This window comes from Bacillus toyonensis BCT-7112 (assembly GCF_000496285.1).
Classification (GTDB): Bacteria; Bacillota; Bacilli; order Bacillales; family Bacillaceae_G; genus Bacillus_A; species Bacillus_A toyonensis.
On sequence record NC_022781.1, the window covers coordinates 3,268,195 to 3,284,275 of the forward strand.

Genomic DNA, 16,081 nt, shown 5'->3' on the forward strand with positions numbered 1-16,081 from the left:
TATACAAAAATATGTTTATTTTATTAAAATAATATTGTTATAGATTCGGTATGCACGTATAATTTTATGTATATTCTGAATATTCTTTAAAAATGAGGAGGGGGAATGTTGGAAGCAATCGTAAGTTGGATCAATAATATTGTTTGGAGTCCAGCACTTGTTTATTTATGTTTAGGAGCAGGTTTATATTTTTCTATTCGAACGAGGTTTTTACAAGTAAGGCATGTAGGAGAAATGGTGAAGCTTACATTTCAAGGAGAAAAATCGGATGCTGGTGTTTCTTCTTTCCAGGCGTTAGCGCTTTCATTATCAGGGCGCGTTGGAACAGGAAATATTGCGGGTGTTGCAACGGCTGTTGCATTTGGTGGTCCAGGAGCTGTCTTTTGGATGTGGGCGGTAGCTTTTCTAGGAGCAGGTTCTGCTTATGTAGAATCAACACTTGCACAAATATATAAGACGAAGCATCAAGGGCAATTCCGTGGTGGTCCGGCTTATTACATTGAAAAAGGGCTAGGAGTTAAATGGTATGCATTAGTATTCGTTGCGGCAACAATTCTTGCAACGGGGATGCTGTTACCGGGTGTTCAGGCAAATAGCATTGCTGTAAGTTTGGAAACAGCTTTCGGTATTAATACTTCTGTATCTGGAGCGGTATTAGTAGCAGCATTAGCGCTTATTATTTTTGGGGGAGTTAAGCGAATTGTTAACGTAGCACAAGTTGTAGTGCCGTTTATGGCACTTGGTTATATTTTAGTAGCTTGTGTAATTGTAGCTATGAATATTGAAAAGTTACCAGATGCTTTCATGTTAATTTTAAAAAGTGCATTTGCATTAGAAGCAGCTTTTGGTGGGATTATTGGTTTAGCAATCTCTTGGGGAGTAAAACGTGGTATTTATTCCAATGAAGCAGGGCAAGGAACTGGGGCACATGCGGCGGCAGCTGCTGAAGTATCACACCCAGCTAAACAAGGGTTAGTACAAGCATTTTCCGTTTACATTGATACATTATTCGTCTGTTCAGCAACAGCATTTATGATGATTATTACAGGCATGTATAACGTATTTGATGCAAGCGGAAAAAACTTTATCGTCAATAAATTAAACGGTGCACAGCCGGGTCCTGGTTATACACAGGCAGCAGTAGAATCTGTTTTCCCTGGATTTGGAAACGGTTTCGTCGCAATCTCGCTATTATTCTTTGCATTTACAACAATTATGGCGTATTACTACATTGCAGAAACGAATATTGCATACTTAAATCGTGATAAAGACCGTCCTTGGATGTCCATCGTACTAAAGTTTGTATTCTTAGGAGTCGTATTCTATGGTTGTGTAAAAACAGCTGCAACAGCGTGGGCTTTAGGTGACATCGGTGTAGGAATTATGGCATGGGTTAACATTATCGCGATTTTACTACTACAAAAACCAGCATTGATCGCCTTAAAAGACTATGAAAAGCAGAAAAAAGAAGGGAAAGATCCAGTATTTGATCCGCAGGAATTAGGAATTAAAAATGCTGATTTCTGGGAGCATGAATATGGGAAAGATAAAAAAGAAGAAGTATCTTAATAGGATAGGAACGAAGGAGCAAAGGGAACGACCTTTGCTCTTTTTTTATGGACAAAATGAAGCTGAAAGTTATTTTTTTGCCTATTTTTGAATATAAAAAGAATGTACATGCTTTGTTAGAGGAAGGGGGGAGTATGGTGATTGAGTTTCGTAATGTAAATAAATATTATGGTGACTTTCAAGTTTTAAAAGATATTAATCTGCAAGTACAAAAGGGTGAAGTGGTAGTAGTTGTTGGACCTTCAGGGTCAGGGAAAAGTACATTGCTTCGGTGTATAAATCAATTAGAGACAATTACAGATGGAGAATTAATTGTACAAAATACAGAGGTACACAATAAGAAAACGGATATGAATGAATTACGCCGAGATATCGGGATGGTCTTTCAACATTTTTATTTATATCCACATAAAACGGTTCTTCAAAATATTACACTAGCGCCTATTAAAGTAAATAAAGTTTCAAAAGAGGAAGCTGAGAAAACAGCGATGTTTTATTTAGAGAAAGTAGGAATCCCGGAAAAGGCTAATGTATACCCGCATCAATTATCCGGAGGTCAACAGCAAAGGGTAGCGATTGCTAGGGGACTTGCGATGCAGCCTGAAATTATGCTATTTGATGAGCCTACGTCTGCTCTTGATCCGGAGATGATTGGAGAAGTGCTTGACGTTATGAAAACGTTAGCTAAAGAAGGGATGACGATGGTTGTCGTCACGCATGAGATGGGATTTGCGCGAGAAGTAGCAGATAGGATTTTATTTATGGATGAGGGCCAAATTATTGAGGATACAACACCAGCAGCATTTTTTGCAGACCCAGAACAAGAAAGGGCGCGTCTATTTTTAAGCCGAGTGTTAAATCATTAAAGGAGGAATTTCATGCTTAAAATGAAAAAGTTGTTTACCTTAATCGTATTCTCATGTTTATTCGTACTTGTCGTTGCCGGGTGCGGAAGTAAAAAAGATGAGGCGAAAGAAACGAATACGAAGCAAGGCGGAGCCATAGAGCAAATTAAGAAGCGTGGGAAATTAGTAGTTGGGGTGAAGAATGATACGAATTTATTTGGATTGAAAAACCCTTCAACAGGGCAGGTAGAAGGATTTGATGTTGATGTTGCAAAGGCACTTGCGAAAAAAATTCTCGGAGATGAAAAGAAACTAGAATTAAAAGAAGTAACGTCTAAAACGCGTATTCCACTATTGAAAAATGGTGATATTGATGCAATTATCGCAACAATGACAATTACGGAAGAACGTAAAAAAGAAGTTGATTTCTCAGATGTATATTTTAAAGCAGGGCAATCGTTACTTGTGAAAAAAGGAAGCAATATTAAAGGTATTGATGATATAAAACAAGGTGTGAAAGTATTAGCCGTAAAAGGCTCAACATCTACAAATAACATTCGTCAAAAGTCACCAGAAGCGACTGTATTAGAATTTGAAAATTATAGTGAGGCATTTACGGGGTTAAAAGCAGGGAAAGGTGATGTTTTAACGACAGATAATGCAATTCTTTACGGAATGGCAAAGCAAGATTCAAATTATGAAGTTGTAGGGAAAATTTTCACGGATGAGCCGTACGGAATTGCTGTGCAAAAAGGTGCAGATGATTTAACGAAAGAGATTAATAGCTTACTAAAAGATATGAAGGCGAGTGGGGAGTACGACAAACTGTATGAAAAATGGATTGGCCAAAAACAAGAGTAGTAAAGTGAAACTTTAATTAGTGGGGCTTAATCCCAGTGAATAGTAAGAGTGAGGGGATGAGGGATGCTCATCCTCTTCTTGTAAAGAAAGAGGGGAGAATATGTGCCTGATTTTTCTATATTAACGAATAACATTGATATGTATTTAGAAGGCTTTAAGTATACAGTTATGTCTAGTGTAATTGCGTTAATAGGCAGTTTTATTTTAGGAGTAATTTTGGCAGTAATGCGTATTGCACCGATTCGTATTTTAAACTGGATAGGATCAGCTTTTGTGGAGTTTGTAAGAAATATTCCACTCGTATTAATTGCATTTATATTTTATTTCGCTTTACCTGTAATAGGAGTTACTTTAAATGGTTTTGTAGCAGGAACACTTACGCTTACGGTATATACTGCAGCGTTTATTGCCGAGGTTATTCGCGCTGGTATTTTATCAGTCGCGAAAGGTCAAATGGAAGCAGCGCGTTCCTCAGGATTGACTTATACGCGAGCGATGTACCATGTCGTTTTACCTCAAGCGATGAAAATCGTAATCCCTCCTCTAGGAAATCAATTTCTTAATTTAGTAAAAAACTCTTCCATACTCGGAATTATCGCTGGTGCTGATTTAATGTATCAAGGAGATTTAATTTCAACGAAGACGTTTGTTACGTTTGATGTTTATATATTTGTCGGGATGTTTTATTTAATATTAACAATTCCGCTCAGTATGCTAGTGCGTTATTTAGAAAAACGCTTGGCAAAGGAGGCGGTGTAAATGGATTTTAAGGGAGCTATAACAGGGGATCATATCCTCTTTTTGTTAAAAGGATTACTTATAACGTTAGAGGTAGCGCTCGTAGCAATTGTACTTAGCTTTATTATTGGTAGTGTAATAGGAATATTGCGCTATACGAAAATACCTGTCGTTTCACAAATATTAGGAGTTATCGTGGAAGTGATTCGAAATTTACCGCTACTTTTAATTATATTTTTTACGTATTTTGCACTTCCAGAAGCGGGATTGAAGTTAGAAATTATAACAGCTACAATTGTTGCTTTAACAATATTTGAAGCGGCAATGATATCTGAAATTGTTCGAAGCGGTCTATTATCTATCGAAAAAGGGCAGATTGAGGCTGCAAGGTCTTCAGGATTAACGTATGTGCAAGCGCTTTGGCATATTATTTTGCCGCAAGCATTAAGAAGAATGGTCCCCCCGCTTGTTAGTCAGTTTATTTCATTGCTAAAAGATACGTCGCTCGCAGTTGTTATATCATTGCCAGAGCTTATGCATAATGCTCAAATTATTAGCGGGCAAAATGTAAATTATATGATTCCGACTTTTATAGTAGTGGCTTGTATGTATTTTATAGTGAATTATAGTTTATCAATTTTATCGAGAAGATTAGAGCTTCGTTAACTCTTACAATATATGTAAGGGTTTTTTCCTTGTTTCTCCTTATTTTCCTCTAAATAGTATCTAAATCTTGCAATAATTCGATTTTTTATATTATTTTATCAGAAAAGTGTTAATTTTATATAGAAATTGTAATCGCTTTCGTGTATATTTTTATTATCAGAAAATTTTAAAAAGAGATAGGGGTACTTGTAGGGGGAGGATTAAGATGCAGCAACCAACAAATGAGAAATTACATCGTACGATGAAGAGTAGACATTTATTTATGATCGCACTTGGTGGTGTAATCGGAACTGGTTTTTTTCTAGGTTCAGGTTACACTATTAATCAGGCTGGACCAGGGGGGGCCATCCTTTCATATTTAGTGGGCGGATTTATTATGTATTTAACAATGCTTTGTCTTGGAGAACTAACGGTAGCAATGCCAGTTTCAGGGTCTTTCCAAAAGTATGCGACGAAGTTTATTGGACCAGGAACAGGCTTTATGATCGGCTGGCTATATTGGCTTGGCTGGGCAGTAACAGTAGGACTGGAATTAACATCGATCGGTTTAATGATGAAAAGATGGTTTCCAACTGTTGATGTTTGGGTATGGTGTCTTGTATTCGGAGTTATTTTATATGCTTCAAACGCTATCTCAGCGAAAAGTTACGCTGAATTAGAGTTTTGGTTCTCTAGTATTAAAGTAGTTACAATTATTGCATTCGTTCTACTTGGTGGTAGTGCATTACTAGGATTTTTACCATACGACGGAAAAGAAGCGGCACCTCTTTTCTCTAACTTCGTAAGCGATGGCGGGTTATTCCCGAATGGACTAGCTGCCGTATTACTTACAATGATTACGGTTAACTTCTCATTCCAAGGAACAGAGTTAATCGGGATTGCAGCAGGAGAAAGTAAAGATCCAGAAAAAACAATTCCACGCGCAATTCGTAATACAGTATGGCGCATTATGTTATTCTTCATTTTAACAATGACGATTTTAGTAGGATTAATTTCTTGGAAAGAAGCAGGCGTAATTGAAAGTCCATTCGTAGTTGTATTTGATAAAATCGGTATTCCGTATGCAGCTGATATTATGAACTTCGTTATTATTACTGCTTTATTATCTGTAGCGAATTCAGGATTATATGCAGCAACGCGTATATTATGGTCACTTGCAAATGAAGGAATGGCACCAACTTCTTTCAAGAAAGTAAATAAACGTGGTATTCCAATTACAGCGCTAGTCGTAACGATTGCGGTAGCTGGATTATCTCTATTCACAAGTTTCCTTGCAGAAGATACAGTGTACATGTACTTATTATCGATAGCTGGTTTATCGGCTGTTTCAAGTTGGATCATTATTGCGCTATCGCAACTTCGTTTTAGAAGTCAGTATATAAAAGGCGGAGGGAAATTAGAGGACTTAAAGTATAGAACACCACTATACCCGATTGTTCCAATTTTAGCTTTAATTACAAATAGCATCGTTGTTATTAGTTTAGCGTTTATTCCTGAACAAAGAATGGCGTTATATTGTGGTATTCCATTTATCATTTTCTGCTACATATATTATTATATGAGTAAGAAACGGAAGAAACCGATGAAAGTGGAGATGGAAAAAACAAATGAAACTAACAATCAAACACGATGATATAGAAGCAGATTTATCGTACGGTCAATTAGCGATTGGAAAAGAAAATGGGTATTCACCGTTACAATTACTCGTTTCTTCTATCGCAGGATGTAGTGCAATTGTCTTCCGAACAATTTTAGAAAAGAAACGTATTACATACGATACGTTTACAATTGAAACCGAAATTGGTAGAAGTGAAGCTTTATCAAAACCAGTTGAAAGTGTTCATTTGCACTATAAAATCAAAGCACAAAACATTACAGAAGAGCAGTTGGACAAGGCGCTGCAACTTGCAGTGAAAAATTGTACGATTGTTCAATCTGTAAAAGATAGTATAAAGGTTACGGAAACGATTGAATTAATAGGGTGAAACATAAAAACGTGAGACTACGGCTCTCACGTTTTTATGTTTTAGAAAGAGGAGAAATTTAATGGAATGTTTAGGGTGTAAATTAGCAAACAAAGAGGAAAAAATATATAAAGTATATGAAAATGAATATGTAACATGTTTTTTAGATCATGCCCCTTTCTATCCAGGACATATTTTAATTGTGCCAAAGCATCATGTTGTAGAAGTGGACGAATTAGATGATGTTGTAGCAAAATCGATTATGGATGCTTCTAAGCTTATTGTAAAAGCGATTAAGTCATTATATAAACCAGATGGAGTTACAATTTGTCAAAATGGTGGAATCTTTAATGAGTTAACGCATTACCATATGCATGTCGTACCGAGATATAAAGAGCGCTCGTTTGCCGAGTTTTATACGGTACAACCTGGAGAAAAACAGAATCATAACTTTGAAGAAACAAAGACATTGTTAAAAGAAGCGATAGAGAACATACTGCATCCCGAAAAGGCGTAAGAGTGATATTCTTAAGGGGACAGTCAGGAAAATTCTAATAAACAAAAGCCCGATTTCTCAGTTAAAATAGAGAAATTGGGCTTTTGTTTATTCTATTATTAAATTTTATCTATTAAAGAATGCTGCAGTGTCACAAAGTATATCGCTCATTCGTTATATAGAATGAGAGGAGGAATTATATGAAAGTTACAAACAACGATTATGAAAAGATGGAAGAGCTATACGAGTTGTACGAACAAAAAGTTTATTATGTAGCGTATTCTATTTTAAATAATATTCAGCAGGCTGAAGATGCAGTTCAAGAGACGTTTATTACTCTTTATAAGAACTTGGAAAAGCTCCATAGCTTGAACACTCAAGAGCTTAAACGCTACACTTTGAGGGTCGCGAAAAATAAGGCGATTGATAGTTACCGGAAAAATAAACGACATGAAACATTTTTAGAAGAATATGAAAGAGAATCAATAGAAGCAGTAGATGAAAATATTGAAGAGTGGGAAAAACGTAAAATGTCTGAGGTTCAAATTGATACATTGCTAAAAGAGTTAAATGAATCGAACAGACAGGTGTTTAAGTACAAAGTCTTCTATAACTTAACGTATCAAGAAATTTCAAGTGTCATGGGGATAACGGAGGCCAATGTCCGTAAGCAGTTTGAACGCGCTCGAAAACGAGTTCAAAATATGATGGGAGGTATACAACATGACGAATTCAAAGAACTCCAAAGAAATATATGAACTTGCTGAAAAAATTGCTTTAGATGATTTTGATAAACTCGAAGAACAGCATGAATTTTCACATACATATACGCGCAAAAAGAAATTGTTTATGGAGGAAATGCAGCTGAAAGACGGACAACCGCAGAAAAAGCGTAAAAAACATCGTATGTTAATCGCTGCTGCTTGCTTATTGATTGGCATGCCGACAACAGTTTTTGGTGCAGTGAAAGTCTATAATATGATTGTCCAAAAACAAAATTATGAAGTAAATGTTTCAGTAACAAATAAGGATTCGAAAAAGAGTGATAAGTGGTATAAGTTAAAGATTGGTAAATTGCCAGAAAATATGGAAGCAATTGATGATAGTGCTATGAAATATTCATTTAAAGATAACTACGCAATGGGGGGATTTTCATTCGCTCTTCGGAGGGTAGGGGAAAATACAGATTTTCAAACTCTGTATTCGAAAAGTTATGAAGAAAAAGAGATAAATGGTAGGAAAGCAGTAATTGTCCATAAAGAAACAGGAAACAACAATGTAATGTTTGACAGAAAGGTCTTTCTCTTTTTTGAGAAAGAAGGGATTATGTTAGAGAGTTATATTGGATCCGATATAAACGAAGAACAAATGATGGAAGTGTTAGGGAGCATTTCACTTGAGCCTACGTCAAAAGAAAAGGCATCACATATAGTAGAATATGATGAAAATCGTTTTAGCAAAGCAGATGAACCTAAAAAAACTAAGGTGATTCCTTTGAAAAAAGATAGCAAACGGCTATTTCATATAGGGAAAAAAGTTCCAGTCACGATAACGATGGATGACAGCCAAGTTGAATATGTGATAGAAAAAGTTGAAGTCTTTGATTCAATCAAAGATTTTAAACAAGAGAACTTTAATGAACTTGGCTTAGAAATACTAAGCAAGAATAAGGCTTTAAATCAGATAGGAGAATTGCTACCATACAGACGGGATGAATATAAACTCGGAAATGGTAAAGATTCAATTGATAAACTAGTAGAATCAAAATTAGTTAATCCTAAATTTGTTTACTTAACAACAAAAGTGAGAAATATTGGTGAAAAGTCGACGGAAGAAATTTATATGCACCCATCCATAAAGTTGCTTAAATCTGAAGGTAATGCATGGAACTACGCTGAAAGAGATGGAATTGCGGAAAAAAATATTATGACAGGCGAAGTTGATTATTTAGAACCTCACGGAGAAGGGAAAAGCTTTTACAATATTGGCAGTATCCGACCAGGACAAACGGTAAAAGTTAACTTAGGTTATTTTGTAGATGAGGATAAGCTGGATTCAATTTTCCTTGATGCTTTCCGTTACAGTGGGTTTAGTGGGACGGAGAATATGAATGCGAAAAATCGTTGGTGGTTCGATATTCGTCAATAATAAAACAATAGGAATAACTAGACTAAAAAGTTGCTTATATTTAGCAGCTTTTTAGTCTTCATACATATGTAAAATTTCTTTCGCACGTATACGTAAACCATCTATCAATTCTCTCGGTTCTAAAACTCGTGCATCTTTTCCCAGTCTATAAAATAAAGGCGTAATAAAATGGATTTCACCTTTATCAATTGTTGAATGTATATATCCTGTCCCATCTTCGTTTACTTCAACGAATTCCTCAAGATAAGGAACGCTTTTACATTGGCGTACGCCTTCTGTTGTCAGTAAAACATGTAACTGAGTAGGACTGTGTACTACGTTAGAGTTAGAGGCAAACCACTCTTCTAAATTCATGAATGTATCCTCATTTTCTTCCGTTGATAATATAGAAAGAATACGATCGATGCGATACAGTAATACCTTTTTCCTGTCATAGTCATAGGACGGTAAGTACCATAGCCCATCATGAGCATATACACCGATAGGATGAACATGTTTTGTTTTTATCCCCGATTTAGATTCGTATTGAAAGTGTAAATTTTTATTTTCAATAGCCGCTGTTAACACTTCGTTTAAAAGTGGTGTCTCAATTGTTCTCTTCGGATTCCAAAAGGCGATATAAGAACGTATTTTATCAACTTTCGCTTTCGCCTCATTTTGTAGAGAGCTATATAGTTTATGAGTAACAGAATTGATTTCTGTATTAAAAGGCAAGTCTCTGTAGTAGCTTAAAGATTGAAAGGCAAAAAAGATGGAGACTGCTTCTTCTTCGGTAAATAAAATAGGCGGAATTACTCTATTCGTTAATACTTTATATCCTCCGTTGCGACCCTGTTCAGCGTAAATGGGTAATCCCATATCACCTAAATCTAAAATGTATCTATGGACAGTACGAACAGAAATATTAAATTCATCAGCTATTTCTTGAGCTGTAAATGTTTTTTTCGCAGAAGCAAATATAAGAATATCTAATAAGCGTTTAGCTTTTGACAAATGTATCACCTTTTTTCTTTTTAAACATGACATAAATTGTCGTGTTTTATTGTTAGTATATTGTTTACATCATAATGTTATCAAGATGAGATGTAAGGAGGAAAAAATATGTCACGTGAAATAGTTTTATTTATTGCGGCGAGCTTAGATGGATATATTGCGAAAGAAGATGATGATTTAGAGTGGTTAATGGAAACGGAAGGAGAGGGAGATAACGGTTATACAGAAATGTACGAAACGATTGATACAATAATTATGGGAAAAAGAACGTATGATTATGTAGTAGAGCATATGGAAACATTCCCGTATGTAGATAAAAAATGTTATGTTTTTTCTAACTCAGAAAAAGGTTCAAATGAACACGTGGATTTTGTAAATGAAGAGGTAGTGGAGTTTACGAAAAGGTTGAAAGAGCAAGAAGGGTCTAAAATATGGATGGTCGGTGGAGGGAGTCTACTGAGAGAATTCTTTAAGAATAATCTAATTGATGAATATGTTGTCACGATTACCCCTCACATATTAGGTTCTGGAGTTCCGTTATTTCAAGCGAAGAATCCGGAAATTAATTTAACTTTAACGGATACGAAACGTTTTGGGCAATTTGTAAATTTATATTATAAAGTAAAGTGATAAAAAAACACGACTATTGATGGTAGTCGTGTTTCTTTATAGATGGTAATGAAATTATAAAGCAAGACCCGTAATCGACTTCGCTCGTTACAATAATATTTCCGCCGTGTAGTTCTACAATTTCTTTTACGATAGATAGCCCTAAACCAGTTCCGCCTGTAGATCGTGTTCTTGCTTTATCGACACGGTAAAAGCGGTCAAAAATGTGAGGGAGGTCTTCAGGTGGAATACCTTCGCCTTCATCTTCAATTGTAATGGAGATACGTTTATGTTCTTCTGTAATAGAAATGTTTATATGAGAATGTTCTTTTGAATGTCTATAAGCGTTATTTAAAATGTTTACTATAACTTGTTCAAATCGCTGTTCATCTAAGTTTACTAGCAGTGTAGGAGGACAAGAGAAAGAAACCTTAATATATCTTTCTTTATACATGGCGTTTACTTTTTCAGCTATGCGAGTAAGGAAGGTGTGTAAATGCACTTCCTTTACTTGAATAGAAAAGTTATGTTGTTCCATTTGTGCGAGTGAAAATAAATCTTGAACTAAGTTTGTAATGTAATCAGACTCATCTTTTATAATTGATAAATATCGCAAACGTTGTTCAGAAGGGGTGCTTTCTTTTAAAGCAATGTCAGCATAACCTCTTACGTATGTTAACGGTGTTCGTAATTCGTGAGCAACACTTGCTAGAAATTCACTTCGCTCTGTTTTCATATAATGTAAATCATTTGCGAGCGTTTGAATAGATGATGCTAGTTCACCAATTTCATCATTTCGAGTAGTCGTTAATGAAACGGACAAATCGCCTTTACTCATTTTTTCAGTTGCATGTTTCATGTGTAACAATGGTTTTGTTAATAAACGTGATAATAGGAAAATTGTGATGACTGTGAGTAGAAACGTGATGGCACCAGCAATAATGAATTGTTTCGTTAATCCATTAACTAACTTTTCAATTGATTCTGTTCCAAGAAACATATATACATAGCCTTCATGTTTTCCATCTACTACAATGGGGCTAACTGTACATATATAATTAGATGTTTTCCAATGATTTTCTATAATCTCTCCATTATGGTCTGTTCGAGTTTGCATTTTACTAATATGATCGTTTATAGTCGTGTTTATTTCGTTAGATTTAGCTAGTATTTCTTTATTTGCATTTGTAATAACGACAGTTGTTTCAGCTTCAGATTCCATTAATGCTACGTGAGAGATGGTTTGCTCATCGTAATATTTTTCAAGTACATCTCGATGACTATTTCCTCGCTTTAATAAAGCTGTCATTTCTTCATTTACTCTAGTGTTTACAAGACTATAATAGAGCAAAATAAAGAGAACACTTTCAATTAAAAGTGTAACAATTAAAAAATAAAATCCGAATTGAATTGAAATTCGTTTCATCGTTTTGCCCCTTACTGTTCAGTATCAATCCATCGATAACCTACTCCATACACGGTTTTTAAATGATGATCAATAGGGAAATTTGCTTTTCGCAATTTATCACGTAAATTACGAATATGTGAATCGACTGTGCGATCTTCTGTATTTGTGTTTAACCCCCAAATTCGTTCGATGAGCTGATCACGGTTTAATACGTAGTTCACATGGCGTAAAAATAATCCGAGTAAAGAAAATTCAATTGGTGTGAGAAGGAGTTCTTCATTATGGACAGAAATGAAGTGTTTTGTTTCATCCCATACAATACCGTGATATTGGATTTGTTTATGTTCATTTGTACGTCTTAAAACGGCTTCAATTCTTGCGAAAAGTTCTTCTTCATGGAAAGGTTTCGTTACGTAATCATCGGCTCCAATTTTTAATCCTTGAACGACATCTACTGTTTGATCACGAGCTGTAACCATAATAATAGGAATGTTACTAAATGAGCGGATTTTTTTGCACGTTTCCCATCCGTCCATCTTTGGCATCATAATATCGAGTAAAACAAATTTAAAGTTTCGATTTTCTATATGTAAAATAGCTTCTTCTCCTGAAGTCGCACATACGCAGTTATATCCAATTGGTGTAAGATAAAGCGTTAATAATTCAAGCATTCTCGGTTCATCGTCTACGAGCAGTATATCAATCATAGAGAGCCCTCCATATTTATAATCGTTACTTAAAGTGTAATGCAAAATCATGAAGAAATGGTGCAGATTATCATGCATCTGCATAATTTCTTCAGAATTGCTTGTTATTGTAAAGGTGAAATTCTAATTTAGGTAATCATATTGGCTCGAAAACGATTGATACGGAGGCGGTATAGTGAAAAAAGTGACCCGAGTTTTTGGGATAACAATAATTACAGCGGTTGGTCTTGCAGCATGTGGGCAAACGAATGATATGGAACATAAAAATCATGAATCTACAAAAGAGAAGAAAACAGAGCAAAAAGAGATGAAAATGAATCAAGAGGTAACTGCGCCGAAAGAAATGAATAAAGGGGCATCTAATGATTTATTAACAACAAGTTTAAAAAATATAACGAGATTAAATACAAATGATCCATTGCAAATGGCAGTACTAACTTCGCAAACGATATGGCCAGCAACGCATAAAGAGAATCAGCCAGGCGCTATTATTTTAGTACCAGTAAATGAGTGGCAATTAGGTATTGCGAGTGCGGATCTTATTCACCATCCGAATAATGGGCCGATTTTATTTATAGAAAAAGAAAAGGTACCTGAAATGACGTTAAAAGAAATAAAACGATTAAATCCGCTCGGAACGAAAGATGGAACACAAATTATGGTGATGGGGGATGTAGGTGCATCTATCCTTGAGCAATTAAAAGAATATAAAGTAAAGCAAATAAAAGAAACGGATCCAGCTATATTTGCTAAAGATGTTGATAAAGAATATGCCGATATAACAGGAAGCTATCCAAATAGCGTTATTGTCGGTTCGTCTGAAGAAGAAGGACGTTTGTATACAACACCAGCTGTAAACTGGATTTCTCATATGCCAGAGCCACTACTCTATACAGAAAAGAATAAAGTGCCAGAAGCGACAATTGAGGCGTTAAAGATGAGAAAAGATAAAGTGAATATATATGTGTTAGGACCAGAGAAAATCGTTTCAAAAGAAGTAGAACGAGAGTTAAGTAAATATGGGAAAGTAACGCGTATTAGTGGAGAGACACCAGTAGAAAATTCTATCGCATTTGCGAAGTTTAAAGATGAAAAAACAAAATTCGGCTGGGGATTCACAAAACCAGGTCACGGTTTGTCATTTGTTTCAAGCGAAACACCAGACTTAGCAATTGCAGGAGCACCTTTTTCACATATGGGTAAACACGCACCTGTTGTCTTGCTGGGGGAAGGTAAAGCTTCACAACCAGTTTATGACTTCCTTGCTAGTATTCAGCCGAAGTTTAAAGATGACCCAACACTGGGACCATATAACCATGGCTTCCTTTTAGGTAGTACGAGTAATATTTCATTTGAAACACAAGGAATATTAGATGAGAGATTAGAGATTATCCAAGAGAGTGGTCAAGGTCACGGTGGACATTAATGAAACGAGAAAAGACGCTATGAAGATAGCGTCTTTTTTTAGGAAACTTTTACATAGCATAATATCCTTTACTCGTTATATAATAGCCTTCGTGCAGTCGGCTAGATTTTCTTATGGAGAAAATCAAATTATAAAGGAGTAGAGGAGTGGTATTTTGTTTCAAACGATAAAAAATGACTGGTTTTCTAATGTGAGAGGGGACGTGTTATCAGGAATTGTCGTTGCTTTAGCATTAATCCCTGAAGCGATAGCCTTCTCTGTTATTGCAGGCGTGGATCCGACAGTTGGACTATACGCCGCCTTTTGTATTGCAGTTACCATTTCATTTGTTGGCGGAAGAACTGGAATGATTTCAGCTGCAACAGGTGCAATGGCATTATTAATGGTAACGCTCGTTAAAGATCATGGTTTGCAATATTTATTTGCTACAACAATATTAACAGGTATTGTCCAAATTATTTTTGGCGTGTTCAAACTGAGCTCATTTATGAAGTTTGTTCCGAAATCTGTTATGAGTGGTTTTTTAAATTCACTTGGAATTTTAGTTTTTACAGCGCAATTGCCACATTTTAAAAATGCAACTTGGCAAATGTATGCACTCGTTGTATTAGGACTTGCAATTATATATTTATTTCCACGTATTACAACGGCTGTGCCGTCTACGCTTATTTCAATTATTATTGTGACGAGTATTGCACTTATGAGCGGATTACAGTTGAAAACAGTAGGAGATATGGGAAGCCTGCCGAAAGAATTACCGTTCTTTAGTATTCCTGACGTGCCTTTTACACTTGAGACATTAGGGATTATTTTACCTTATGCAGTTATGCTTGCAATTATCGGTTTACTAGAATCATTATTAACAGCTTCAGTTTTAGATGATATGACGCATACGGAAAGTAATAAACATAAAGAGGCACGTGGACAAGGGATTGCGAACATTGTTGCTGGATTTTTCGGAGGAATGGCAGGATGTGCAATGATTGGCCAATCTGTTATTAACATTAAGTCAGGTGGACGAGGGCGTTTATCAACATTTGTAGCGGGCGGATTTTTAATCGTATTACTATTTGTTTTAGGTGATTATGTTGTTCATATTCCGATGGCAGCTTTAGTTGCAGTTATGATTATGGTTTCAATTGGAACATTTGATTGGAACTCTGTAGCGACGATTCATAAAGTGCCAAAAGGAAATGCGTTCGTCATGATCGTAACGGTTGTCGTTGTTCTTATCACCCACAATCTAGGATTAGGCGTGATCATCGGGACAGTAATTAGTGCTGTTTTATTTGCATTCAACATGGCAAAGATTCACGTGAAACATTTATATATTGAAAATAAGAAAATATACGAAATTCATGGCCAACTATTCTTCGCATCTACGGCAGATTTTATAAATGCTTTTTCATTTGATGAAGATGTAAAAGAAATTGAAATGAACTTTACTCATGCACACGTATGGGATGATTCAGCAGTGGCCGCAATTGATAAAGTTATCATGAAGTATGAACAAAGTGGTGTGAAAGTAAGTATAACGGGATTAAATGAACGTAGCTCAAAACTTGTTGCAAATTTAGCAACTTATAATAAAAGAATTGCTAGTTAAAAGCCTCCTTTTTAGGGGGCTTTATTATATAATACGAGTAGGATA

16 protein-coding genes are annotated in these 16,081 nt (G+C 35.6%); 13 read left to right on the forward strand and 3 right to left on the reverse strand.

Annotated elements, in window-relative coordinates; all coding sequences use genetic code 11:
* Positions 1-108 precede the first annotated feature (108 nt).
* The 10 genes from BTOYO_RS16675 (at position 109) to BTOYO_RS16720 (ending at position 9,287) form a co-directional block, all read left to right on the forward strand.
* Positions 109-1,569: an alanine/glycine:cation symporter family protein gene (locus tag BTOYO_RS16675; protein WP_000387486.1), complete on the forward strand. Its 1,461-nt coding sequence runs from the start codon at positions 109-111 to the stop codon at positions 1,567-1,569.
* Between the two features lie 137 nt (positions 1,570-1,706).
* Positions 1,707-2,435: an amino acid ABC transporter ATP-binding protein gene (locus BTOYO_RS16680; RefSeq protein WP_162148119.1), complete on the forward strand. Its 729-nt coding sequence runs from the start codon at positions 1,707-1,709 to the stop codon at positions 2,433-2,435.
* A gap of 12 nt (positions 2,436-2,447) precedes the next feature.
* Positions 2,448-3,275 carry a glutamine ABC transporter substrate-binding protein GlnH gene (glnH, locus tag BTOYO_RS16685; protein ID WP_000916471.1) on the forward strand — a complete coding sequence of 276 codons (828 nt, stop codon included), beginning with the start codon at positions 2,448-2,450 and terminating at the stop codon, positions 3,273-3,275.
* Between the two features lie 102 nt (positions 3,276-3,377).
* Positions 3,378-4,034, forward strand: a complete 657-nt coding sequence (locus BTOYO_RS16690) for an amino acid ABC transporter permease (protein ID WP_001112673.1) — start codon at positions 3,378-3,380, stop codon at positions 4,032-4,034.
* On the forward strand, positions 4,035-4,679 hold the full coding sequence (locus BTOYO_RS16695) for an amino acid ABC transporter permease (protein ID WP_000345979.1): 645 nt from the start codon (positions 4,035-4,037) through the stop codon (positions 4,677-4,679).
* Between the two features lie 205 nt (positions 4,680-4,884).
* On the forward strand, positions 4,885-6,312 hold the full coding sequence (locus tag BTOYO_RS16700; protein WP_001187119.1) for an amino acid permease: 1,428 nt from the start codon (positions 4,885-4,887) through the stop codon (positions 6,310-6,312).
* Entirely contained in the window at positions 6,287-6,664 is a 378-nt protein-coding gene (locus BTOYO_RS16705) for an OsmC family protein (protein ID WP_000778840.1), read from the forward strand. The genes BTOYO_RS16700 and BTOYO_RS16705 overlap by 26 nt, the downstream gene beginning before the upstream one ends.
* A 61-nt stretch (positions 6,665-6,725) precedes the next feature.
* Positions 6,726-7,160, forward strand: coding sequence for an HIT family protein (locus BTOYO_RS16710; RefSeq protein WP_000388979.1), 435 nt, complete (start codon positions 6,726-6,728; stop codon positions 7,158-7,160).
* 179 nt (positions 7,161-7,339) lie between these two features.
* The gene (locus BTOYO_RS16715; protein WP_000869287.1) at positions 7,340-7,897 is read left to right on the forward strand and encodes an RNA polymerase sigma factor; all 558 of its coding nucleotides are present in this window, start codon (positions 7,340-7,342) and stop codon (positions 7,895-7,897) included.
* The gene (locus tag BTOYO_RS16720; protein ID WP_000185118.1) at positions 7,863-9,287 is read left to right on the forward strand and encodes a DUF4367 domain-containing protein; all 1,425 of its coding nucleotides are present in this window, start codon (positions 7,863-7,865) and stop codon (positions 9,285-9,287) included. Before BTOYO_RS16715 ends, BTOYO_RS16720 begins: the two co-directional genes overlap by 35 nt.
* A 51-nt stretch (positions 9,288-9,338) precedes the next feature.
* Here BTOYO_RS16720 and BTOYO_RS16725 read toward each other — a convergent pair whose 3' ends face one another.
* Positions 9,339-10,313 (reverse strand): helix-turn-helix transcriptional regulator, encoded by a 975-nt coding sequence (locus BTOYO_RS16725; RefSeq protein WP_116485995.1) that lies wholly within the window; start codon positions 10,311-10,313, stop codon positions 9,339-9,341.
* Between the two features lie 75 nt (positions 10,314-10,388).
* Between BTOYO_RS16725 and BTOYO_RS16730 the strand changes: the two genes are divergently transcribed.
* Positions 10,389-10,910: a dihydrofolate reductase family protein gene (locus tag BTOYO_RS16730; protein ID WP_000085758.1), complete on the forward strand. Its 522-nt coding sequence runs from the start codon at positions 10,389-10,391 to the stop codon at positions 10,908-10,910.
* Between the two features lie 13 nt (positions 10,911-10,923).
* Here BTOYO_RS16730 and BTOYO_RS16735 read toward each other — a convergent pair whose 3' ends face one another.
* On the reverse strand, positions 10,924-12,315 hold the full coding sequence (locus BTOYO_RS16735; RefSeq protein ID WP_000822530.1) for a sensor histidine kinase: 1,392 nt from the start codon (positions 12,313-12,315) through the stop codon (positions 10,924-10,926).
* 11 nt (positions 12,316-12,326) lie between these two features.
* The gene (locus BTOYO_RS16740) at positions 12,327-13,004 is read right to left on the reverse strand and encodes a response regulator transcription factor (protein WP_000565472.1); all 678 of its coding nucleotides are present in this window, start codon (positions 13,002-13,004) and stop codon (positions 12,327-12,329) included.
* A 175-nt stretch (positions 13,005-13,179) separates the two neighbouring features.
* Between BTOYO_RS16740 and BTOYO_RS16745 the strand changes: the two genes are divergently transcribed.
* Both BTOYO_RS16745 and BTOYO_RS16750 read left to right on the forward strand, forming a co-directional pair.
* On the forward strand, positions 13,180-14,430 hold the full coding sequence (locus BTOYO_RS16745; RefSeq protein WP_000758141.1) for a cell wall-binding repeat-containing protein: 1,251 nt from the start codon (positions 13,180-13,182) through the stop codon (positions 14,428-14,430).
* A 154-nt stretch (positions 14,431-14,584) separates the two neighbouring features.
* A complete protein-coding gene (locus tag BTOYO_RS16750) occupies positions 14,585-16,036 on the forward strand; it encodes a SulP family inorganic anion transporter (RefSeq protein ID WP_000487910.1) in 1,452 nt (483 codons plus the stop codon).
* Positions 16,037-16,081: the final 45 nt, after the last annotated feature.

Excerpts from the sequence above, each read along its gene's own strand:
- glnH (WP_000916471.1), top strand. The coding sequence starts at position 2,448 with ATGCTTAAAATGAAAAAGTTGTTTACCTTAATCGTATTCTCATGTTTA.
- BTOYO_RS16695 (WP_000345979.1), top strand. The coding sequence starts at position 4,035 with ATGGATTTTAAGGGAGCTATAACAGGGGATCATATCCTCTTTTTGTTA.
- BTOYO_RS16700 (WP_001187119.1), top strand. The coding sequence starts at position 4,885 with ATGCAGCAACCAACAAATGAGAAATTACATCGTACGATGAAGAGTAGA.
- BTOYO_RS16705 (WP_000778840.1), top strand. The coding sequence starts at position 6,287 with ATGAAACTAACAATCAAACACGATGATATAGAAGCAGATTTATCGTAC.
- BTOYO_RS16710 (WP_000388979.1), top strand. The coding sequence starts at position 6,726 with ATGGAATGTTTAGGGTGTAAATTAGCAAACAAAGAGGAAAAAATATAT.
- BTOYO_RS16715 (WP_000869287.1), top strand. The coding sequence starts at position 7,340 with ATGAAAGTTACAAACAACGATTATGAAAAGATGGAAGAGCTATACGAG.
- BTOYO_RS16720 (WP_000185118.1), top strand. The coding sequence starts at position 7,863 with ATGACGAATTCAAAGAACTCCAAAGAAATATATGAACTTGCTGAAAAA.
- BTOYO_RS16725 (WP_116485995.1), bottom strand. The coding sequence starts at position 10,313 with ATGTCATGTTTAAAAAGAAAAAAGGTGATACATTTGTCAAAAGCTAAA.
- BTOYO_RS16730 (WP_000085758.1), top strand. The coding sequence starts at position 10,389 with ATGTCACGTGAAATAGTTTTATTTATTGCGGCGAGCTTAGATGGATAT.
- BTOYO_RS16735 (WP_000822530.1), bottom strand. The coding sequence starts at position 12,315 with ATGAAACGAATTTCAATTCAATTCGGATTTTATTTTTTAATTGTTACA.
- BTOYO_RS16740 (WP_000565472.1), bottom strand. The coding sequence starts at position 13,004 with ATGATTGATATACTGCTCGTAGACGATGAACCGAGAATGCTTGAATTA.